This is a genomic window from Paraburkholderia sp. J11-2, from assembly GCF_905220185.1.
Classification (GTDB): domain Bacteria; phylum Pseudomonadota; class Gammaproteobacteria; order Burkholderiales; family Burkholderiaceae; genus Paraburkholderia.
The window spans coordinates 72,075-87,327 of record NZ_CAJMYY010000004.1 but is presented as its reverse complement, the minus strand read 5'-3'; the positions used below and the strand labels follow the sequence as shown (position 1 = coordinate 87,327).

The 15,253-nt window shown below is 64.9% G+C and carries 10 protein-coding genes; 7 read left to right on the top strand and 3 right to left on the bottom strand.

The genetic code is table 11. The features are described from left to right. Positions 1–27 precede the first annotated feature (27 nt). The 4 genes from U5A57_RS06960 to U5A57_RS06945 are packed head-to-tail and all read left to right on the top strand — an operon-like array spanning position 28 to position 5,075. Positions 28–1,173 carry a glycosyltransferase gene (locus U5A57_RS06960; protein WP_321909346.1) on the top strand — a complete coding sequence of 382 codons (1,146 nt, stop codon included), beginning with the start codon at positions 28–30 and terminating at the stop codon, positions 1,171–1,173. A gap of 2 nt (positions 1,174–1,175) precedes the next feature. Continuing rightward, positions 1,176–2,669: an O-antigen ligase family protein gene (locus U5A57_RS06955; protein ID WP_415764586.1), complete on the top strand. Its 1,494-nt coding sequence runs from the start codon at positions 1,176–1,178 to the stop codon at positions 2,667–2,669. Continuing rightward, entirely contained in the window at positions 2,666–3,886 is a 1,221-nt protein-coding gene (locus tag U5A57_RS06950) for a glycosyltransferase family 4 protein (protein ID WP_321909344.1), read from the top strand. Before U5A57_RS06955 ends, U5A57_RS06950 begins: the two co-directional genes overlap by 4 nt. Positions 3,887–3,917: 31 nt before the next feature. Continuing rightward, positions 3,918–5,075: a glycosyltransferase family 4 protein gene (locus U5A57_RS06945; RefSeq protein ID WP_321909343.1), complete on the top strand. Its 1,158-nt coding sequence runs from the start codon at positions 3,918–3,920 to the stop codon at positions 5,073–5,075. An 82-nt stretch (positions 5,076–5,157) separates the two neighbouring features. On the opposite strand, the gene U5A57_RS06940 is transcribed toward U5A57_RS06945, so the two are convergent. Genes U5A57_RS06940 through U5A57_RS06930 form a run of 3 tightly spaced genes read right to left on the bottom strand, consistent with a single transcriptional unit; the run spans position 5,158 to position 8,276 of the window. Then, positions 5,158–6,114 carry a GDP-mannose 4,6-dehydratase gene (locus U5A57_RS06940; RefSeq protein WP_321909342.1) on the bottom strand — a complete coding sequence of 319 codons (957 nt, stop codon included), beginning with the start codon at positions 6,112–6,114 and terminating at the stop codon, positions 5,158–5,160. Next, positions 6,101–7,144, bottom strand: a complete 1,044-nt coding sequence (gene gmd / locus U5A57_RS06935; RefSeq protein WP_321909340.1) for a GDP-mannose 4,6-dehydratase — start codon at positions 7,142–7,144, stop codon at positions 6,101–6,103. The genes U5A57_RS06940 and gmd overlap by 14 nt, the downstream gene beginning before the upstream one ends. Positions 7,145–7,181: 37 nt before the next feature. After that, on the bottom strand, positions 7,182–8,276 hold the full coding sequence (locus U5A57_RS06930; protein WP_321909338.1) for an acyltransferase: 1,095 nt from the start codon (positions 8,274–8,276) through the stop codon (positions 7,182–7,184). 345 nt (positions 8,277–8,621) lie between these two features. Here U5A57_RS06930 and U5A57_RS06925 point away from each other — a divergent pair, with 345 nt between their 5' ends. Genes U5A57_RS06925 through U5A57_RS06915 form a run of 3 tightly spaced genes read left to right on the top strand, consistent with a single transcriptional unit; the run spans position 8,622 to position 14,832 of the window. Further along, positions 8,622–10,853, top strand: a complete 2,232-nt coding sequence (locus U5A57_RS06925; protein ID WP_415774587.1) for a hypothetical protein — start codon at positions 8,622–8,624, stop codon at positions 10,851–10,853. Positions 10,854–10,882: 29 nt separating this feature from the next. After that, positions 10,883–12,349: a flippase gene (locus U5A57_RS06920; RefSeq protein ID WP_321909336.1), complete on the top strand. Its 1,467-nt coding sequence runs from the start codon at positions 10,883–10,885 to the stop codon at positions 12,347–12,349. Beyond that, positions 12,346–14,832, top strand: a complete 2,487-nt coding sequence (locus U5A57_RS06915) for a glycosyltransferase family 4 protein (protein ID WP_321909334.1) — start codon at positions 12,346–12,348, stop codon at positions 14,830–14,832. Before U5A57_RS06920 ends, U5A57_RS06915 begins: the two co-directional genes overlap by 4 nt. The last annotated feature ends 421 nt before the right edge of the window (positions 14,833–15,253 follow it).

Sequence of the window (15,253 nt, the reverse complement as noted above, 5' to 3'; positions counted from 1 at the left end):
GGCCAACGACTATACGGAGGACCCCGAATGAGCGGTACGCAAGTCCACGTCCACCTTTTCTATGGCGCCGATCCGCGCCGCTATCGCAAAGGCGAGAATATCGGCAGCCTGTACGGATACCATCACGCGGAATCTGCGGAATTCGCGCTCAATTACGCGCAGGACGCGAGCGAGAGCACGCCCATGCGCTTCGTGCGGCGCGGCCTGAAGGCGGCGTTCGGTTTCGACTTCATTCACGCATGGCGCAATCGTCGCGCCATTCTGCAGTCCGATGTGATCTGGACGCATACCGAGCAGGAGCATCTGGCTGTGGCGCTGGTGCTGCTGATGAACGCGAAGAAGGGCGGCGCGCGCCCGCTGCTGCTCGCGCAGAGCGTGTGGCTGCTCGACCGCTGGCCGGGCTATGGCGCGCTGCGCCGCGCGATTTACAAGCGGCTGCTCAAGCGGGCCGATCTGCTCACCACGCTCGCGAGCGAGAACGCCGCGCTGTGTGGCGAGTACTTCGGGCGCGAGGCGCGACACGTGCTCTATGGGCTGAACACCAACGACTTTCCGCTGCGTGCGCCTTCAGAATGGAAGCCGCATACGCCGGTGCGCGTGGCCGCGATCGGCAACGACCGCGATCGCGACTGGACCACGCTCGTGAGCGCGCTCGGCAACGATACGCGCTACCAGGTGCGTATCGCCACGCGGCGGCGCATGCCGGCATCGGCGCGCGCGGACAACGTCGAAATCGTGCGCGTTTCCGGCATCAAGCAGCAGCATGCACTCTATGACTGGGCGGACATTATCGTCGTGCCGCTGCGTCCCAACACGCACGCTTCGGGCATCACGGTGATGCTCGAAGCCGCGGCGCTCGGCAAGCCGATGATCGCGACGAAGGTCGGCGCGCTCGAAGACTACTTCGACGACAAGGCCGCGTCGTATGTGGAACCGTTCAACGTCCAGCAGTTGCGCGATGCAGCGAACGCGCTCGTGGCCGATCCGGCGCGCGCGCTCGGCCAGGCGCGTGAAGCCAGTGAGCAACTGCGCACGCGCGATCTCACGACGCAGCACTTCGCGAGCCAGCACGCGCAGCTCACGCGCGAGATGCTGCTCGAGCGCGACGCGCTCAATGGCGGATCGATGGCGGGCGAACCCCAAGGCCGGGGCGTCGCTGCGCGCGGGATGTGATCATGGATGTCACGACCGCTATCCCTGCACCGGCGCCGCAGCCTGCGAGCCCGCAACGCGCCCGCCGTGGGGGCCTGCGCAGCCTGATGGGCCGCGATACGCTGCCGCCGCTGGCCCTGTGGGTGCTCACGGCGCTGCTGATCGGCGCGCACCAGGGCACGGTGCTCACGCTCGCGTTCCCCGTGCTTTCGATCGCGGTGGGCTTCTGGCTCTACTTCGTGAACCCGGTGCGCTATATCGGCTTCATGTGGTGGCTGTGGTTCCTGAGCCCGGAAGTGCGGCGTCTGGCCGACTACGGCAAGGGCGGCTTCACGCCCACGAGCCTCATTCAGGTCGCTCCGCTCGCCGTGACGATGATCAGCGGCATTTCGCTGCTGCGCTACTACCCGATTCTCGGGCAGCGGCGCGGCCTGCCGCTCCTGCTCGCGCTGCTCGGCATCGGCTATGGGTTCGCTGTGGGCGTAGTGGGCAGCGGCCCGGCGGCGGCCGTCTATGACCTCGCGAACTGGATCTATCCGTTCCTGATCGGCTTTCACATCATGGTGCTCACGCGCCAGTACCCCGAATGCAGCAAGACCATCATCAACACCTTCATCTACGGCATGCTCGTGATGGGCGCGTATGGTCTCGTGCAGTTCTTCATCATGCCGCCGTGGGACGCCATGTGGATGATCGGCTCGGACATGAACTCGCAGGGCGACCCCGTGCCGCTCGGCGTGCGCGTGTTCAGCACGATGAATTCGTCGGGCCCGTTCGCGTTCGCGATGATGGGCGCGATGGTGTTCGTGATGGCCGCGCAGCATCGCGTGCGCTGGGTCGCGGCTGGGTTCGGCTTCTTCTCGTTCGCGCTCTCGCTCGTGCGCTCCACCTGGGGCGGCTGGGCGATCGCGATGGTCATCCAGCTGATGAAGTCGAGCAACAAGGTGCGCATTCGCATCATCGTGAGCGCGGTCGTGCTGGCGGGCGTATGCGTGCCGCTGCTCACGTTCGGTCCGGTGGCGGACCGCATGCAGCAGCGCCTGAATACGCTCGTGAATCTGAAGGACGACCAGAGCTACGAGGCGCGTAACCAGTTCTATGCCGACTTCGCGAAGAAGGCCTTCACCGACGTGACGGGCGAGGGCCTGGGCGCCACCGGCGCATCGACGAAGCTCTCCAGCAACAACGGCCAGCTTGGGCAGTACGGCAGCTTCGACAGCGGTGTGATGAACATTCCGTTCGTGCTCGGCTGGCCCGGCACGCTGCTTTACATGTCGGGCGTGCTGTGGCTGATCGTGCGCGCGGTGCGCGTGTCGTTTCGCCTGCAGGAGGACCGCTACGTTTGCGCGTGCCTGAGCCTCGCGATCTCGATCTTCGCCATGCTCGTCTTCACCAACTCGCTCGTGGGCACCGGCGGCCTGCTGCTCTTTTCGAGCGTGTTTTCCATTCTCAGCGCGGGACATTGGACGAAGCTGCAACGCCAGGCCAATGTCCGCACCACGGAGGTCTCCGATTGAGAGTCGCAATCGTCACGCATGTCGTGCGCCACAATGACGGCCAGGGCCGCGTCAATCATGAAATCGCGCGCGCCGCGCTCGACGAGGGGTTCGAGGTGACGCTGGTCGCCTCGCACGTCGCGCCCGAACTGCTTGCCCACCCGAAGGTGAAGTGGGTGAACGTGCAACCCTCGCGCGCGTGGCCCACCAACCTGCTGCGCCAGCAGGTGTTCGCGCTGAAGAGCGCACTGTGGCTGCGCCGCAACCGGCGCGCATACGACGTGCTCCATGTGAACGGCTTCATTACCTGGGCGCACGCCGACGTGAACACCGCGCACTTCGTGCACGGCGGCTGGGCGCGCAGCAAGTATTACCCGTTCGGTCTTACGCGCGGCGTGTGGTCCGCTTACCAGTTCGTGTATACGCGCGCCAATGCGGTGCTGGAGCGCTGGGCGTACCGGCGCTCGCGCGTGATCGCCGCAGTCTCGCGCAAGGTCGCGGACGAAATCCGCGCGTCGGGCGGCCACCCCGTGGAGCGGCTCGACGTGATTTACAACGGCGTGGACACGCGCGGCTTTTCGGCCGCGAGCGCCGACCGCGCGAAGTTCTCGCTGCCCGCCGATGCATTCCTGCTGCTTTTCGTGGGCGATCTGCGCACGCCGCGCAAGAACCTCGGCACGGTGCTGCACGCGCTCAAGCATATGCCCGGCAACGTGCATCTGGCCGTGGCCGGCTACCTGCCGGGCAGCCCGTATCCCGATCTCGCGCGCGAGCTTGGCATCGAGTCTCGCGTGCATTTTCTCGGCCTTGTGCGCGAGATGCCCACGCTCATGCGCTCCGTCGATACCTACGTATTTCCTTCGCGATACGAAGCAATGAGCCTGTCGCTGCTCGAAGCGATGGCGGCGGGCTTGCCCGTCGTGACGGCGCGCACGGCGGGCGGCGCGGAAATCATCACGCCGGAGTGCGGCATCGTGCTCGACGACCCCGACGACGTGCCCGCGCTCGCCAATGCCGTGAAAACGCTCGCCACCGACACACCGCGCCGCCTCGCAATGGGCGCGGCCGCGGCGGAACTCGCCACGCAATTCGGCTGGGCGCGTATGGCTGCGCAATACATCTCGCTCTACCGGCAACTGGCCGGCGACGCGAGCGAGGCCGTGCGCCGCGAAGAACCCGAGTTCGCTGCTGCGACGCTGCCGGGCGGTCAACCGCTCCAGCGCGCAGAAACCCCCTGATAACCGCACACGTGCAGAACAAGGACACGCGATGACCACACACTCCATTCAATCGCTGCAAATCGGCATGCACTGGTTTCCCGAGCGCGCAGGCGGGCTCGACCGCATGTACTACTCGCTGGTGGGCGCGCTGCCCGGTGCGGGCGTGCGCGTGCGCGGCGTCGTGGCCGGCTCGCCCAAGGTGGCAGAGGACAGCGGCGGTGCGATCCAGGGCTTCGGCTCCGCTTCGCGCTCGCTGCCGTTTCGCCTGATGGACGCGCGCCGCGCGTTGCGCAGCGAGATTCGCCGCCACCGTCCCGACGTGATTTCCTCGCACTTCGCGCTGTATACCTTCCCCGGACTCGACGTCACGCGCGGCATTCCGCAGGTTTCGCACTTCCAGGGACCGTGGGCCGACGAGAGCTTCGTGGAAGGCGCGGCCACGCTGAGCCAGCGCATCAAGCACTCGCTGGAGCAGTCGGTGTATGAGCGCTCGTCGCGGCTCATCGTGCTTTCGAAGGCGTTTGGCGACATTCTCACGCGCCGCTACGGCATTTCGCCCGAGCGCGTGCGCATCGTGCCGGGCTGCGTGGATACGGCGCATTTCGACCCGGCGTGCTCCTCCGGCGAGGCGCGCCTGAGGCTGCAGCTGCCGCAGGGCCGCCCGATCATCCTGGCCGTGCGCCGCCTCGTGCGCCGCATGGGTCTGGAAGACCTGATCGATGCGATCAAGATGGTGAAGCAGCGTCATCCGGACGTGCTCCTGCTGATCGCAGGGCGCGGCCGTCTGGAGTCCGAACTGCAGCAGCGCATCGATGAAGCGGGTCTGGTCGATAACGTGAAGCTGCTCGGTTTCGTGCCCGACGCGCACCTGCCGTCGCTCTATCGCGCCGCAACGCTGAGCGTGGTGCCGACGGTCGCGCTGGAGGGCTTCGGGCTGATTACGGTGGAATCGCTTTCCGCCGGCACGCCGGTTCTGGTGACGCCAGTGGGCGGCCTGCCGGAAGCGGTGGCAGGGCTGTCACAGGACCTCGTGCTGCCGGCCACGGGCGCGAACGCGATTGCCGATGGCATCGACGGCGCGCTTGCTGGGCGCATCAAGCTGCCGGATGAAGCGGCATGCAAGGCGTATGCGCGCGAGCACTTCGACAACGCCGTGATCGCGAAGCGCGTGGCCGGTGTTTATGCGGAAGCGATTGCTACCCACTGAAGCGGGTCGTTAGACCAAAAGAAAACCGCCGCTCGGGAGAGCGGCGGTTGATGTGTCGACGAGAGAAAGCGCGCAGTGCGCGCTATTGCGTTTCGAGCACGCGTTCGCGGGCTTCTTCGTACATCCAGCGCAGCGTGTCTTCTAGGTGCTTGCGCGAGCTGTCGCCGACGATCGAGCGAAGCTTCGCGTTCGAGCCGATCAACTGGCGCACCTCGTTGGCGCGCACGAAACGTGGATCGACATGCACCTCGATCTCGTAGCCGGCAATGCGCGCAAGCATGCCGAGCAGCGCGCCGAGCGTTTGACCACTGCCCGAGCAGACGTTGACAGTGACGCCGCGCGGCGCGACTTCGACAAGCCGCGCATAGGCGTTCACCACGTCGCGCACATCGGAGAAGTCGCGGGCTACGTGAAGGTTGCCAAGCGAAATCTGCTTTTCGCCGCGCGCATAGTGCTCGACGATCTTCGGGATCAGGAAGTCCGGCGACTGGCCAACGCCTGTGTAGTTGAACGGGCGCGCGATGATGATCGGCAATTGCGCCTGAAAACGCTTCGCGACGTATTCCATCGCGAGCTTGCTGACTGCGTAGTCGTTGGCGGGTTGGGGTTCGACGTGCTCATCGATCACGCCGTTCGTGGCGTTGCCATAGACATTCGCGCTGCTCGCCAGCAGCACGGCGCGCGGCACGTGCTTTTGCTGCGCGAGGGCTTCGAGCAGATTGCGCGTGCCGACCACGTTCACGAGATACGTGCGTGCAACGTCGCTGTCGGCCACGTGGGCCAACGCGGCGAGATGCACGACCACGTCCGGTTGCACGGACTCGAGCGCATGGGCGATGGCGCCGCGCTCGAGCAGGTCGGCTTCGATCGCCGTGGCGCCGAACGGGAAGGCCTCGGCGCTGAGCGATTCTCCGGCCCGGACGGTGCCCCAGACACGGTAGCCGTCCGCCGCGAGGCGGGCGGCCATATAGCGGCCCGTAAAGCCGCCAATGCCCGTGATGAGCGCGCGCGGACGGCTAGCGGAATCAGAATGTGTCATGGCGTTCATTGCGCGCAAGGTCGGCCGTGACCATCATCTGGCAGAGCTGCTCGAGCGAAGTCTGCGGCTGCCAGCCGAGCTTTTGCTGCGCCTTGGTCGGGTCGCCAATGAGCAGATCGACTTCGGCCGGGCGGTAGTAGCGCGGGCTCACACGCACGAGCGTGCGGCCCGTGGCGACGCAAATGCCGGTTTCGCGCTCGCCCTTGCCCGACCATTCGAGCTGGATGCCCGCTGCCGTGAACGCCATCTTCACGAAGTCGCGCACGGTTTCGGTGCGGCCCGTGGCGAGCACGTAGGTGTCGGGTTCATCGGCCTGCAGCATGCGCCACATGCCTTCGACGTATTCGGAGGCGTAGCCCCAGTCGCGCTTGGCGTCGAGATTGCCGAGTTCGAGCATGTTGAGCTTGCCGAGCTTGATCTTGGCAACGCTGTCGGTGATCTTGCGCGTGACGAACTCGCGCCCGCGCAGCGGCGACTCGTGATTGAAGAGAATGCCGCTCGTCGCGAAGATGTCGTAAGACTCGCGATAGTTGACGGTCGACCAGTGCGCGAACAGCTTGGCCACGCCATAGGGGCTGCGCGGATAGAACGGCGTTTCTTCGCATTGCGGGATCGCCTGAACCTTGCCGAACATTTCGGAGGTCGAAGCCTGATAGAAGCGTGCTTTCGGATTCACCACGCGAATCGCTTCGAGCATGTTCAGCACGCCAATGCCGGTGACTTCGGCGGTCGTAGCGGGCTGGTCGAACGACACGCCCACGAAGCTCTGGGCCGCGAGGTTGTAGACCTCCTGCGCTTGTGCGCGCTCGACGAGGCGCAGGGTCGAGCCCGCATCCGTGAGGTCGTGTTCGACGAGTTCGAGCGAAGGATGGTCGAGGATCCCGAGCTCGTTCATGCGCCAGAAGTTCACGGAGCTGGTGCGGCGATACGTGCCGGTGACGTTGTAGCCCTTGTCGAGCAGAAGGCGCGTGAGGTAGGCGCCGTCCTGGCCGGAAACACCGGTGATGATCGCTTTGCGACGTTCGTTCATGTGATGTGTCCTTGAAATAGCGAACGGGATTCAGGAATTACGATTGCGGGCTCGACTGGCGCACGCGCGCGGTGATGTCCACCGGCTTCGCCGCCGAGCGGCGGCGCGGGCCGCGCGTGAGGCGGCGCTCGAAGAGGAACCAGCTCGCACTCGCATAAGCGAGCGTGAGGACGAGCGCAATCGCGGCGCTCTCGATGCGGCCGTAGTGAAGCGGCCACACGGCATAGAGAATCGTGAGGTGAATGAGGTAGATCGTGTAGCTGATCGTGCCGACATACACGAGCACCGGGTTCGACAGCAGGCGCCGTACGATGCCTTTCGACTGCAGCGCGAACACGACGATGGAGGTGCAGAGCACGAGCGAGATGCTATAGAGCGTCGCGTTCGAGAGCGGCGTGTTCATCGCGCGAAAGCGCGGGTAATGCAGGTGCAGCCAGGCCAGCGCGCCGAGCGCGGCAAAGAACAGCACGGCGGCGGGCCATTTGAAAGGCTCGAGCGCGTTGCGGTCGCGGCGCACGAGCACGGCTAGCAGTGCGCCGGCGGCCAGCAGGTCCATGCGGAACGGCGTGAGATAGTAAATCGGCCAGTACGTGTCGAACCACGGCGTCGCGACGGCGCGCAGCACGGGCACGAGCAGGATGAGCGCGGCGGCCACGAGCGCCATGAGGCGCTGCGGCAGGAGCAGCACGACGAAGGGCCACACGATGTAGAACTGCTCTTCTACGGCGAGCGACCAGAGAATGTTGAGGCTGTCGTGTCCGCTCTGGCCGAGCGCGTCGCCGATATTGGTGGCGAAGAACGCATACCACGGCCAGTAGTGCGCCCAGCCGAAGCCGAACAGCAGCGACGACACCACGAGCAGCAGCACGTAAGGCGGCAGAATGCGGCGCAGCCGGCGCGCATAGAAGTAGCTGAAATACGATTGCCCGCGCGCCTTGCGCTCGAGCAGGATGCCGGTGATCAGAAAGCCGCTCAGCACGAAGAACAGGTCGACGCCCATCCACAGCGGCGCGTGCAAGGCGTGCTGCGCGAACACGGCGAGCACGGCGAAAGCACGCAGACCGTCCAGCTGGACGATGCGGTGGGAATGGTCGGCGGGGCCTTGTTGATGGACCAGGCGGCTAACGGTCATCGGTTCTCCGGTGAGTTCATGCATGCACGATTACTGTGCGATTCATTCTAGAAAGAATTAAATCTTCAAAAAGCCGAAATATATTGGCATTGGATTTTTAATTTTAATTGCCGGAGTTTGTCCGATATGAAATACGCATGGCTGTCCGGAAATGAGGCCAGGTCAAGCTGCATAGGCCTTACAGGCTTCACGCCCGGGCTCTGGGATTTATTTCCGGCGCACTCGGAAATGGGTCATAAATACTGAATTTTTTTGAATTATTTTCCCTTTTTTGGAGGCGATTTTTCATACGGTTTGTGCGGCATGATCCAGGCAGATTGCCGTCATCAGACCGGAGGAATTGCCTTGCCGTTATCGAATCCCGATCGCCGTTTGCGCAGGACGTTGGCGCTGGCCGCGACGTGCACGTTTATCTGCACGTCTTCGGTCCAGACCATCGCCGCGCCGCAGCTCAACGTGACGACCTCGTGGATCGGCAACACCTTTGGCAACGGCCAGGGCACGTGGATGCAAATCAACGTCACGGCCATTGCCGTCACACCCGAAGGCAAGGTCTTCACCAACGCCCCGTGGGACGAGAGCGGCGCCGAGATCAGCGCGTACCAGGACGGCAAGCCGCTCGGCTTTGCCGGCGGCACGCATGGGTGGGGCGGCGGCGGCGGCAACGCGGTGGCCGTGAATCATCGCTATCTGTATGCGGCGGTGGGTGTGGGTAACGAGAAGGGCCATCTCGTCGGCAGCGGCATCTGGCCTGCGAAGGGCAGCCAGTGGTACGGCATCACGCGCCGGCCGCTCGACGAGCCCAAACGTGCGGCCGCGTTTCAGGCTTCGCCCGATCCGCTCAATCCGCATGCGCAGCTTTCGGCGTCGTTTCTGAAGATCAACGAAGTCCCTGCGGGCACGCCTGCCGACATTGGCGGCCTCGCCGCTACGGATTCGACGCTCTACGTGAGCAACACGCCGATGAACCGCATCGAGGTGTACGACGCGAACTCGATGCAGCGCAAGACGCAATGGGAAGTTGAGGCGCCGGGACGTATCGCGCTCGCGGCCGACGGGTCGGTGTGGGTGCTCACGGGGAGTGGCGCGGGCAAGGGCGCTGCCCAGCCGCGCGTGGCGCATTACTCGGCAGATGGCAAGCGCCTCGACGACACGCTCGCGCTGCCCGACGATGCGGTGCCCGTGGATCTCGCGTTCGATCCGCAGCAACGCCTGCTGATCGCCGATAACGGGCCGCGCCAGCAGATTCTCATCTTCACGCGCAACGGCAAGACGTGGACGCAGAGCGCCACGCTTGGCGAACGCGGCGGCATCTTCTCGGGTGTCGCGGGCATGCCGGGGCCGGGCCGGTTCAATGGCCTGACGGGCGTCGGCACCGATGCGCGCGGCAACATCTACGTCTCGACCAACGGCGTGGGGCCGCAACACGATGGCAGCATCGGCGCGGGCCTTGGCGCGACGCTGGAAGCGTATACGCCCGCAGGCAAGCGCCTGTGGAACCTGGAAGGCCTGCTCTTCGTAGATGGCGCCTGGGTGGACCCGCAGCGCCCCAACAGCGTTTATACGGGCAACAAGCGCTTCGAACTTGATTTGTCGAAGCCGGCGGGGCAAGACTGGAAATATGTCGGATTCCTGTCTAATCGGTTCCGCTATCCCGACGACCCGGTTTTTCACACCGACCAGTGGCCGGGTCTGCCGACCGCGCGCGTGTTAGACGGGCACACGTTCCTGTTCCTGACCGACATGTATGCGGACCACCTGAAGATCTATCGCTTCGACGCGCAGCGCGACGGCGAGACCGCGATTCCCTCAGGCTTCATCGCGGGGCGCGGCCGCGGGGTGCAAAACGTGCCGAATGCGCCAACGGTACCGTCGGCCGGCGACTGGATCTGGCGCGATACGAACGGCAACGGCGCGTTCGACGCCGACGAATTCACGCGCAATCCGGGCCGCGATCACCTTGCAGGCGGGTGGGGCTGGTGGATCGACACGCGCGGCGACATCTGGCGCGCGCGCGACGACAAGGGCATCTGGCGCTTTCGCTTCGGCGGTCTCGATGCGAAGGGCAACCCGATCTACTCGTACGACAAGCTCGACAAGTACGCGATTCCCGCGCCGTTTGCCGAGGTGCATCGCGCGATCTACGAACCGCAGACCGACACGCTCTATGTGACGGGCTACACCGCCGACGCGCCCCACGATCCCGGCTTCTGGAAGGAAGCGGGGCGCGTGCTGGTGCGCTACGACAAGTGGTCGAGCGGCCACCCCGAGCAGCGCTACATGCTGCGCCTGCCGTGGGACCCGAAGGCGAAGCCGCCTGTCACGCCGGCAGGGCTCACGGTGGAAGGCCAGTACATGTTCGTGGTCGAGCCCGCGGGCAACGTGCACGTGTACGACAAGGACAGCGCGAAGGAGATCGGCACCTTCGGCCCGGGCGCGGAAGTGGGCAATACCTCGGGTTGGGTCGACGTGCCGTTCGGCATCACCGCGCATCGCGAAGCAAACGGCGAATACCTCGTGTTCGTCGAGGAAGACGCGCGCGGCAAGGTCCTCATGTACCGCTGGAAACCGGCCTGACCCTCACGGGCCACGCAACTGGATACCTAATGGATAAAGGAATACTGCGCAACGTCGCAATCAATCTGTTCGGTCTCGTGCTGCCGACCTTCGTGTCGCTCGTCACGGTGCCTTCGTATATTCGCCTGCTCGGCGTGGAGCGCTACGGCGTGATCGCGCTCGTGTGGACCTTGATCGGTTACTTCAGCGTGCTCGATCTCGGCATGAGCATGGCCGCGCAGAACCAGATCTCAAAGGCGTATGCGTCCAAAGATGCCGATGCGTGCGAGCGTGTGTTCTGGAGCGCGTTCTGGCTGAACTTCACGACCGGCGCGATCGGCGGCCTGCTGATCTATTCGGGCGGCGCGCTCTATACCGCGTATTTCACGCACGTCACGCCCGAACTGCGCCACGAGGTCTATCTCGCGCTGCCCTGGCTCGCCGTGGCGATTCCGGTGGCGAACGTGTCGTGGGTGTTCGCTGGCGCGATCAACGGCGCGGAGCGCTTTGGCATCTACAACACGAACCAGACGCTCGGCACGTTCCTGTTCCAGCTGCTGCCGCTCGCCGCCGCCTGGGCGTACGAGCCGAATCTGCAGACCGTGCTGGCCGCCGCCGTGTTCGCGCGTCTCGCGGCCGCCATCCTGCTTGGCCGCTCCGCGCTGCGCGTACTCGGCATTCGCAAGGTGCGCGGGCCGCGCCTCGATACCTCGAAGGCGCTCTTCAATTTCGGCGGCTGGATGCTGGTTGCGAGCGTCACCACGATGGTCGCGGACTCGCTCGACCGCGTGATGCTGGGCGCGGGCCTCGGCGCGCGCTTCGTCACGTATTACACCGTGCCGCAGAACCTCGTCACGCGCCTGAACATGGTGCCCAATGCGCTCGTGCGCACACTGTTCCCGCGCCTCTCGGCACTCGGTCGCGAGCATGCGGATGAAATCGCCGCGCAGTCGCTGCAATTTCTCAATGCCGTGTTCACGCCCATCGCCATCGGCGCGATCGTCGTGCTCGCGCCCTTCCTGCATGCGTGGGTGGGACCGGTGATCGCCGAGCATGGCGCGCCGGTTGGACGCGTGCTGATCATCGCCGTGTGGCTCGTCGGGCAGGCGGGCGTCACGCGCATTCTCATCCAGTCGCAAAACAATCCTGCCGCTGCCGCACGCGTGGGGCTCGTGGAATTGCCACTCTTTGCGGGCCTGCTGTGGCTCGGCATTTCGCGTTTCGGTTTGCCGGGCGCGGCGGCCGCCGTACTGTTTCGCGCACTGTTCGACTACGTCGTGCTGTTGTGGCTGTCGCGCATTCATAGCCGCACGATCATCGTCGATATGTTTGCACACCTGAGTTTTCTTGCCACGGCGCTTGCTCTTGCGTGGTGGCTGCCGGACGCGCTGTACGCCATCGGCGCCGGTGTCGTGCTGGCGCTCGGCAACGTGGTGTGGTCGGTAGCGACCACGCCCATGCTGCGCGGCTACGCCCGTTCCCTTCTCTTTCGACTGAATTCACGGAAAAGCGCATGAGTCACGAACTGATCGACGAAGCGGCGCCGTCCGAAAGCGCCGCCGCGCCCATTCAACGGCGCGACGCCACCGAACCGCGACGCGCCGAAACGGGCGCTGTCATGCCGCTGCGGCCCTTGCGGCCAGCCCTCGCCGCGGGCCGCGCGCCGCGCGTGGCCATCGTGCACGACTGGCTCGTGACCTACGCGGGCGCGGAGCGTGTGCTCGAGCAGATCCTGGCCTGTTTTCCCGACGCGGACCTGTTCTCGGTCGTCGACTTCGTCGATGCGAAGGATCGCACGTTCCTGCGCGGCAAGCGCGCCACGACCTCTTTCATTCAGAAACTGCCCGGCGCGCGCAAGCGCTACCGCGCGTACCTGCCGTTCATGCCGCTCGCCATCGAGCAACTCGACGTGTCGGGCTACGACGTGGTGATTTCGAGTAGCCACGCGGTAGCCAAGGGCGTGCTCACGGGACCGGACCAGTTTCATATCAGCTACGTGCATTCGCCGATCCGCTATGCGTGGGATCTCCAACATCAGTACCTGCAGGAGTCGAGCCTCACGCGCGGCCCGAAGTCGATGCTCGCGCGCCTGATCCTGCACTACATCCGGAACTGGGACGTACGTACGGCGAATTCGGTGGACCAGTTCGTCGCCAACTCGGAGTTCATCGCGCGCCGCATTCAGAAGGTGTATCAGCGCCAGGCCGAGGTGGTGTACCCGCCCGTGGATGTCGACGCGTTCGAGCTGGAAACGCAGAAGGAAGACTTCTATGTGACTGCCTCGCGACTCGTGCCGTACAAGAAGATCGACCTGATTGTCGAGGCGTTCTCGCGCATGCCTGAGCGGCGCCTCGTGGTGATCGGCGACGGTCCCGACATGAACAAGGTGCGCGCGAAGGCTACGCCCAACGTGGAAGTGCTCGGCTATCAGCCGTTCGCGGTGCTGCATGACCGCATGCGGCGCGCCAAAGCCTTTGTGTTCGCGGCGGAAGAAGACTTCGGCATTTCCGTGGTTGAGGCACAGGCTTGCGGCACGCCTGTGATTGCCTTCGGGAAGGGCGGCGCGCTCGAAACGGTGCGCGACACCGGTTCGCGGCCCACGGGCATCTTCTTCGAAGAGCAAAACGCGGACGCGATCATCGCGGCCGTCGACTCATTCGAAAGCGATCCGGGGCGATTCCGCGCCGAGGATTGCCGCGCGAACGCCGAGCGCTTTTCTTCGCGGCATTTCCGCGAGCAGTTTTTCGCGCGCGTGGCGAAGGCGGTGCCGGCGATCTCGCAGGCGGGCTCCGCGCACGGCGCGCCGCCGTTCGAAGTCGACGTGGACGCAACGGAGTCGCCGCGTGTACTCGCGATCGACCAGAGCGGTGTGCTGGGCGGCGCCGAGCTATCGCTGCTCGAAGTGGTGAAGGGCTTGCGCTCGCGTATCGACGTGCTGCTCTTTAACGACGGCCCCTTCAGGGAGGCGCTCGACAAGGCTGGCGCGCGCGTGGAGGTGCTCGATTCGGGCGCATTGAGCAAGGTGCGGCGCGATGGCGGTGCGGCGCCGCGTCTGGGTGTGCTCGCGGGCATTGCCGCGCTCGTGCGCGAGACGCGCCGCCGCGCCCGTGAAGCTGACGTGCTTTACGCCAACACGCAACGCGCCATGGTGATTGGCGTGCTTGCGGGCAAGTTGGCGCGTAAGCCGGTGGTCTGGCATTTGCGCGACATCGTGAGCGACGAGCACTTCGGCCGCGTGCAGCGCGCCGTGATCAAGGGCTGCGCGAAGCTGGGGCTCGCGCATGTGATTGCGAATTCGCATGCTTCGGCGAAGGTGTTTGCGCAACTCACGCGATTCGATGCGAAGCGTATCGATGTTGTGCATAACGGGGTGGATGAATCGCCGTTCCGAGCGCTTGCGCGTGTGCCGCAGGCGCAATTGCGTGCGCAGATCGGGTTGCCCGAGGAAGCGTTCCTCGTTGGCGCGTTTAGCCGGCTTGCGCGCTGGAAAGGGCAGCATGTGCTGCTCGAAGCGTTGCTCAGTGAGCCGCGGGCGCATGCTGTGTTTGTGGGCGCGCCGCTGTTTGGCGAGGACGCCTATGCGGCGGAGTTGCGTGCGTTTGTCGATGCGAATGGGTTGCAGGCGCGTGTGCATTTTCTTGGTTTTCGGCATGATATCGCGGCGTGTATGCGTGCTGTCGATGTGATCGCGCATACGTCTATTACGGCTGAGCCGTTCGGGCGTGTGGTCGTGGAAGGCATGCTGGCGCAGCGGCCGGTTGTGGCTTCGCGTGATGGTGGTGTGACCGAGATTGTCGAGCACGGTAAGAGTGGGTTGCTCTGCACGCCTGGCGATGCGAAGGAACTGGCTGCGACTATCGGCAGGTTGCATGATGATGCGGGTTTGCGTGAAGCGCTTGCCGCGCAAGGGCTCGCTACTGCGCGGGAGCGGTTTGGGAAGCAGCAGTATGTCGAGGCGGTCGAGCGGGTGCTCGATGGGGTTGTTGCGCGGGGGAAGTAAAGGGTTTTTGGCTCCTTGGCGCTTTGGCCTTTCCTTGTTTTCGCGGCGGTATGCAGGCGTTGCCCCTGTGCGGGGCGGCACCTACTTTTCTTTGCAGCGGCAAAGAAAAGTAGGCAAAAGAAAGCCGCTCAAACCGCCAGCGCCAGCCACAGTTCACATCGCGCCACCAAGGGTTAATGGCTCCGGAGCGTCTGTCACCTCGCACCACCGAACTCAGTGACAAGGCGCTCATCCTTCCGGCGGCGCTACGCGCGCCGAAGGGCATAACCTAAAGCCATTGGTGCGCTTGCCTTCCGCCAAGAATGACAACGCCCCCTGGTTTCCCTTGCAGACCCAACCGCTGCGCGCGTAGCGAGCAGCGGGAACGGATGAGCCCCTTGTCACTAACGAAAATGGTGCGAGATGACAGACGCTCCGGAGC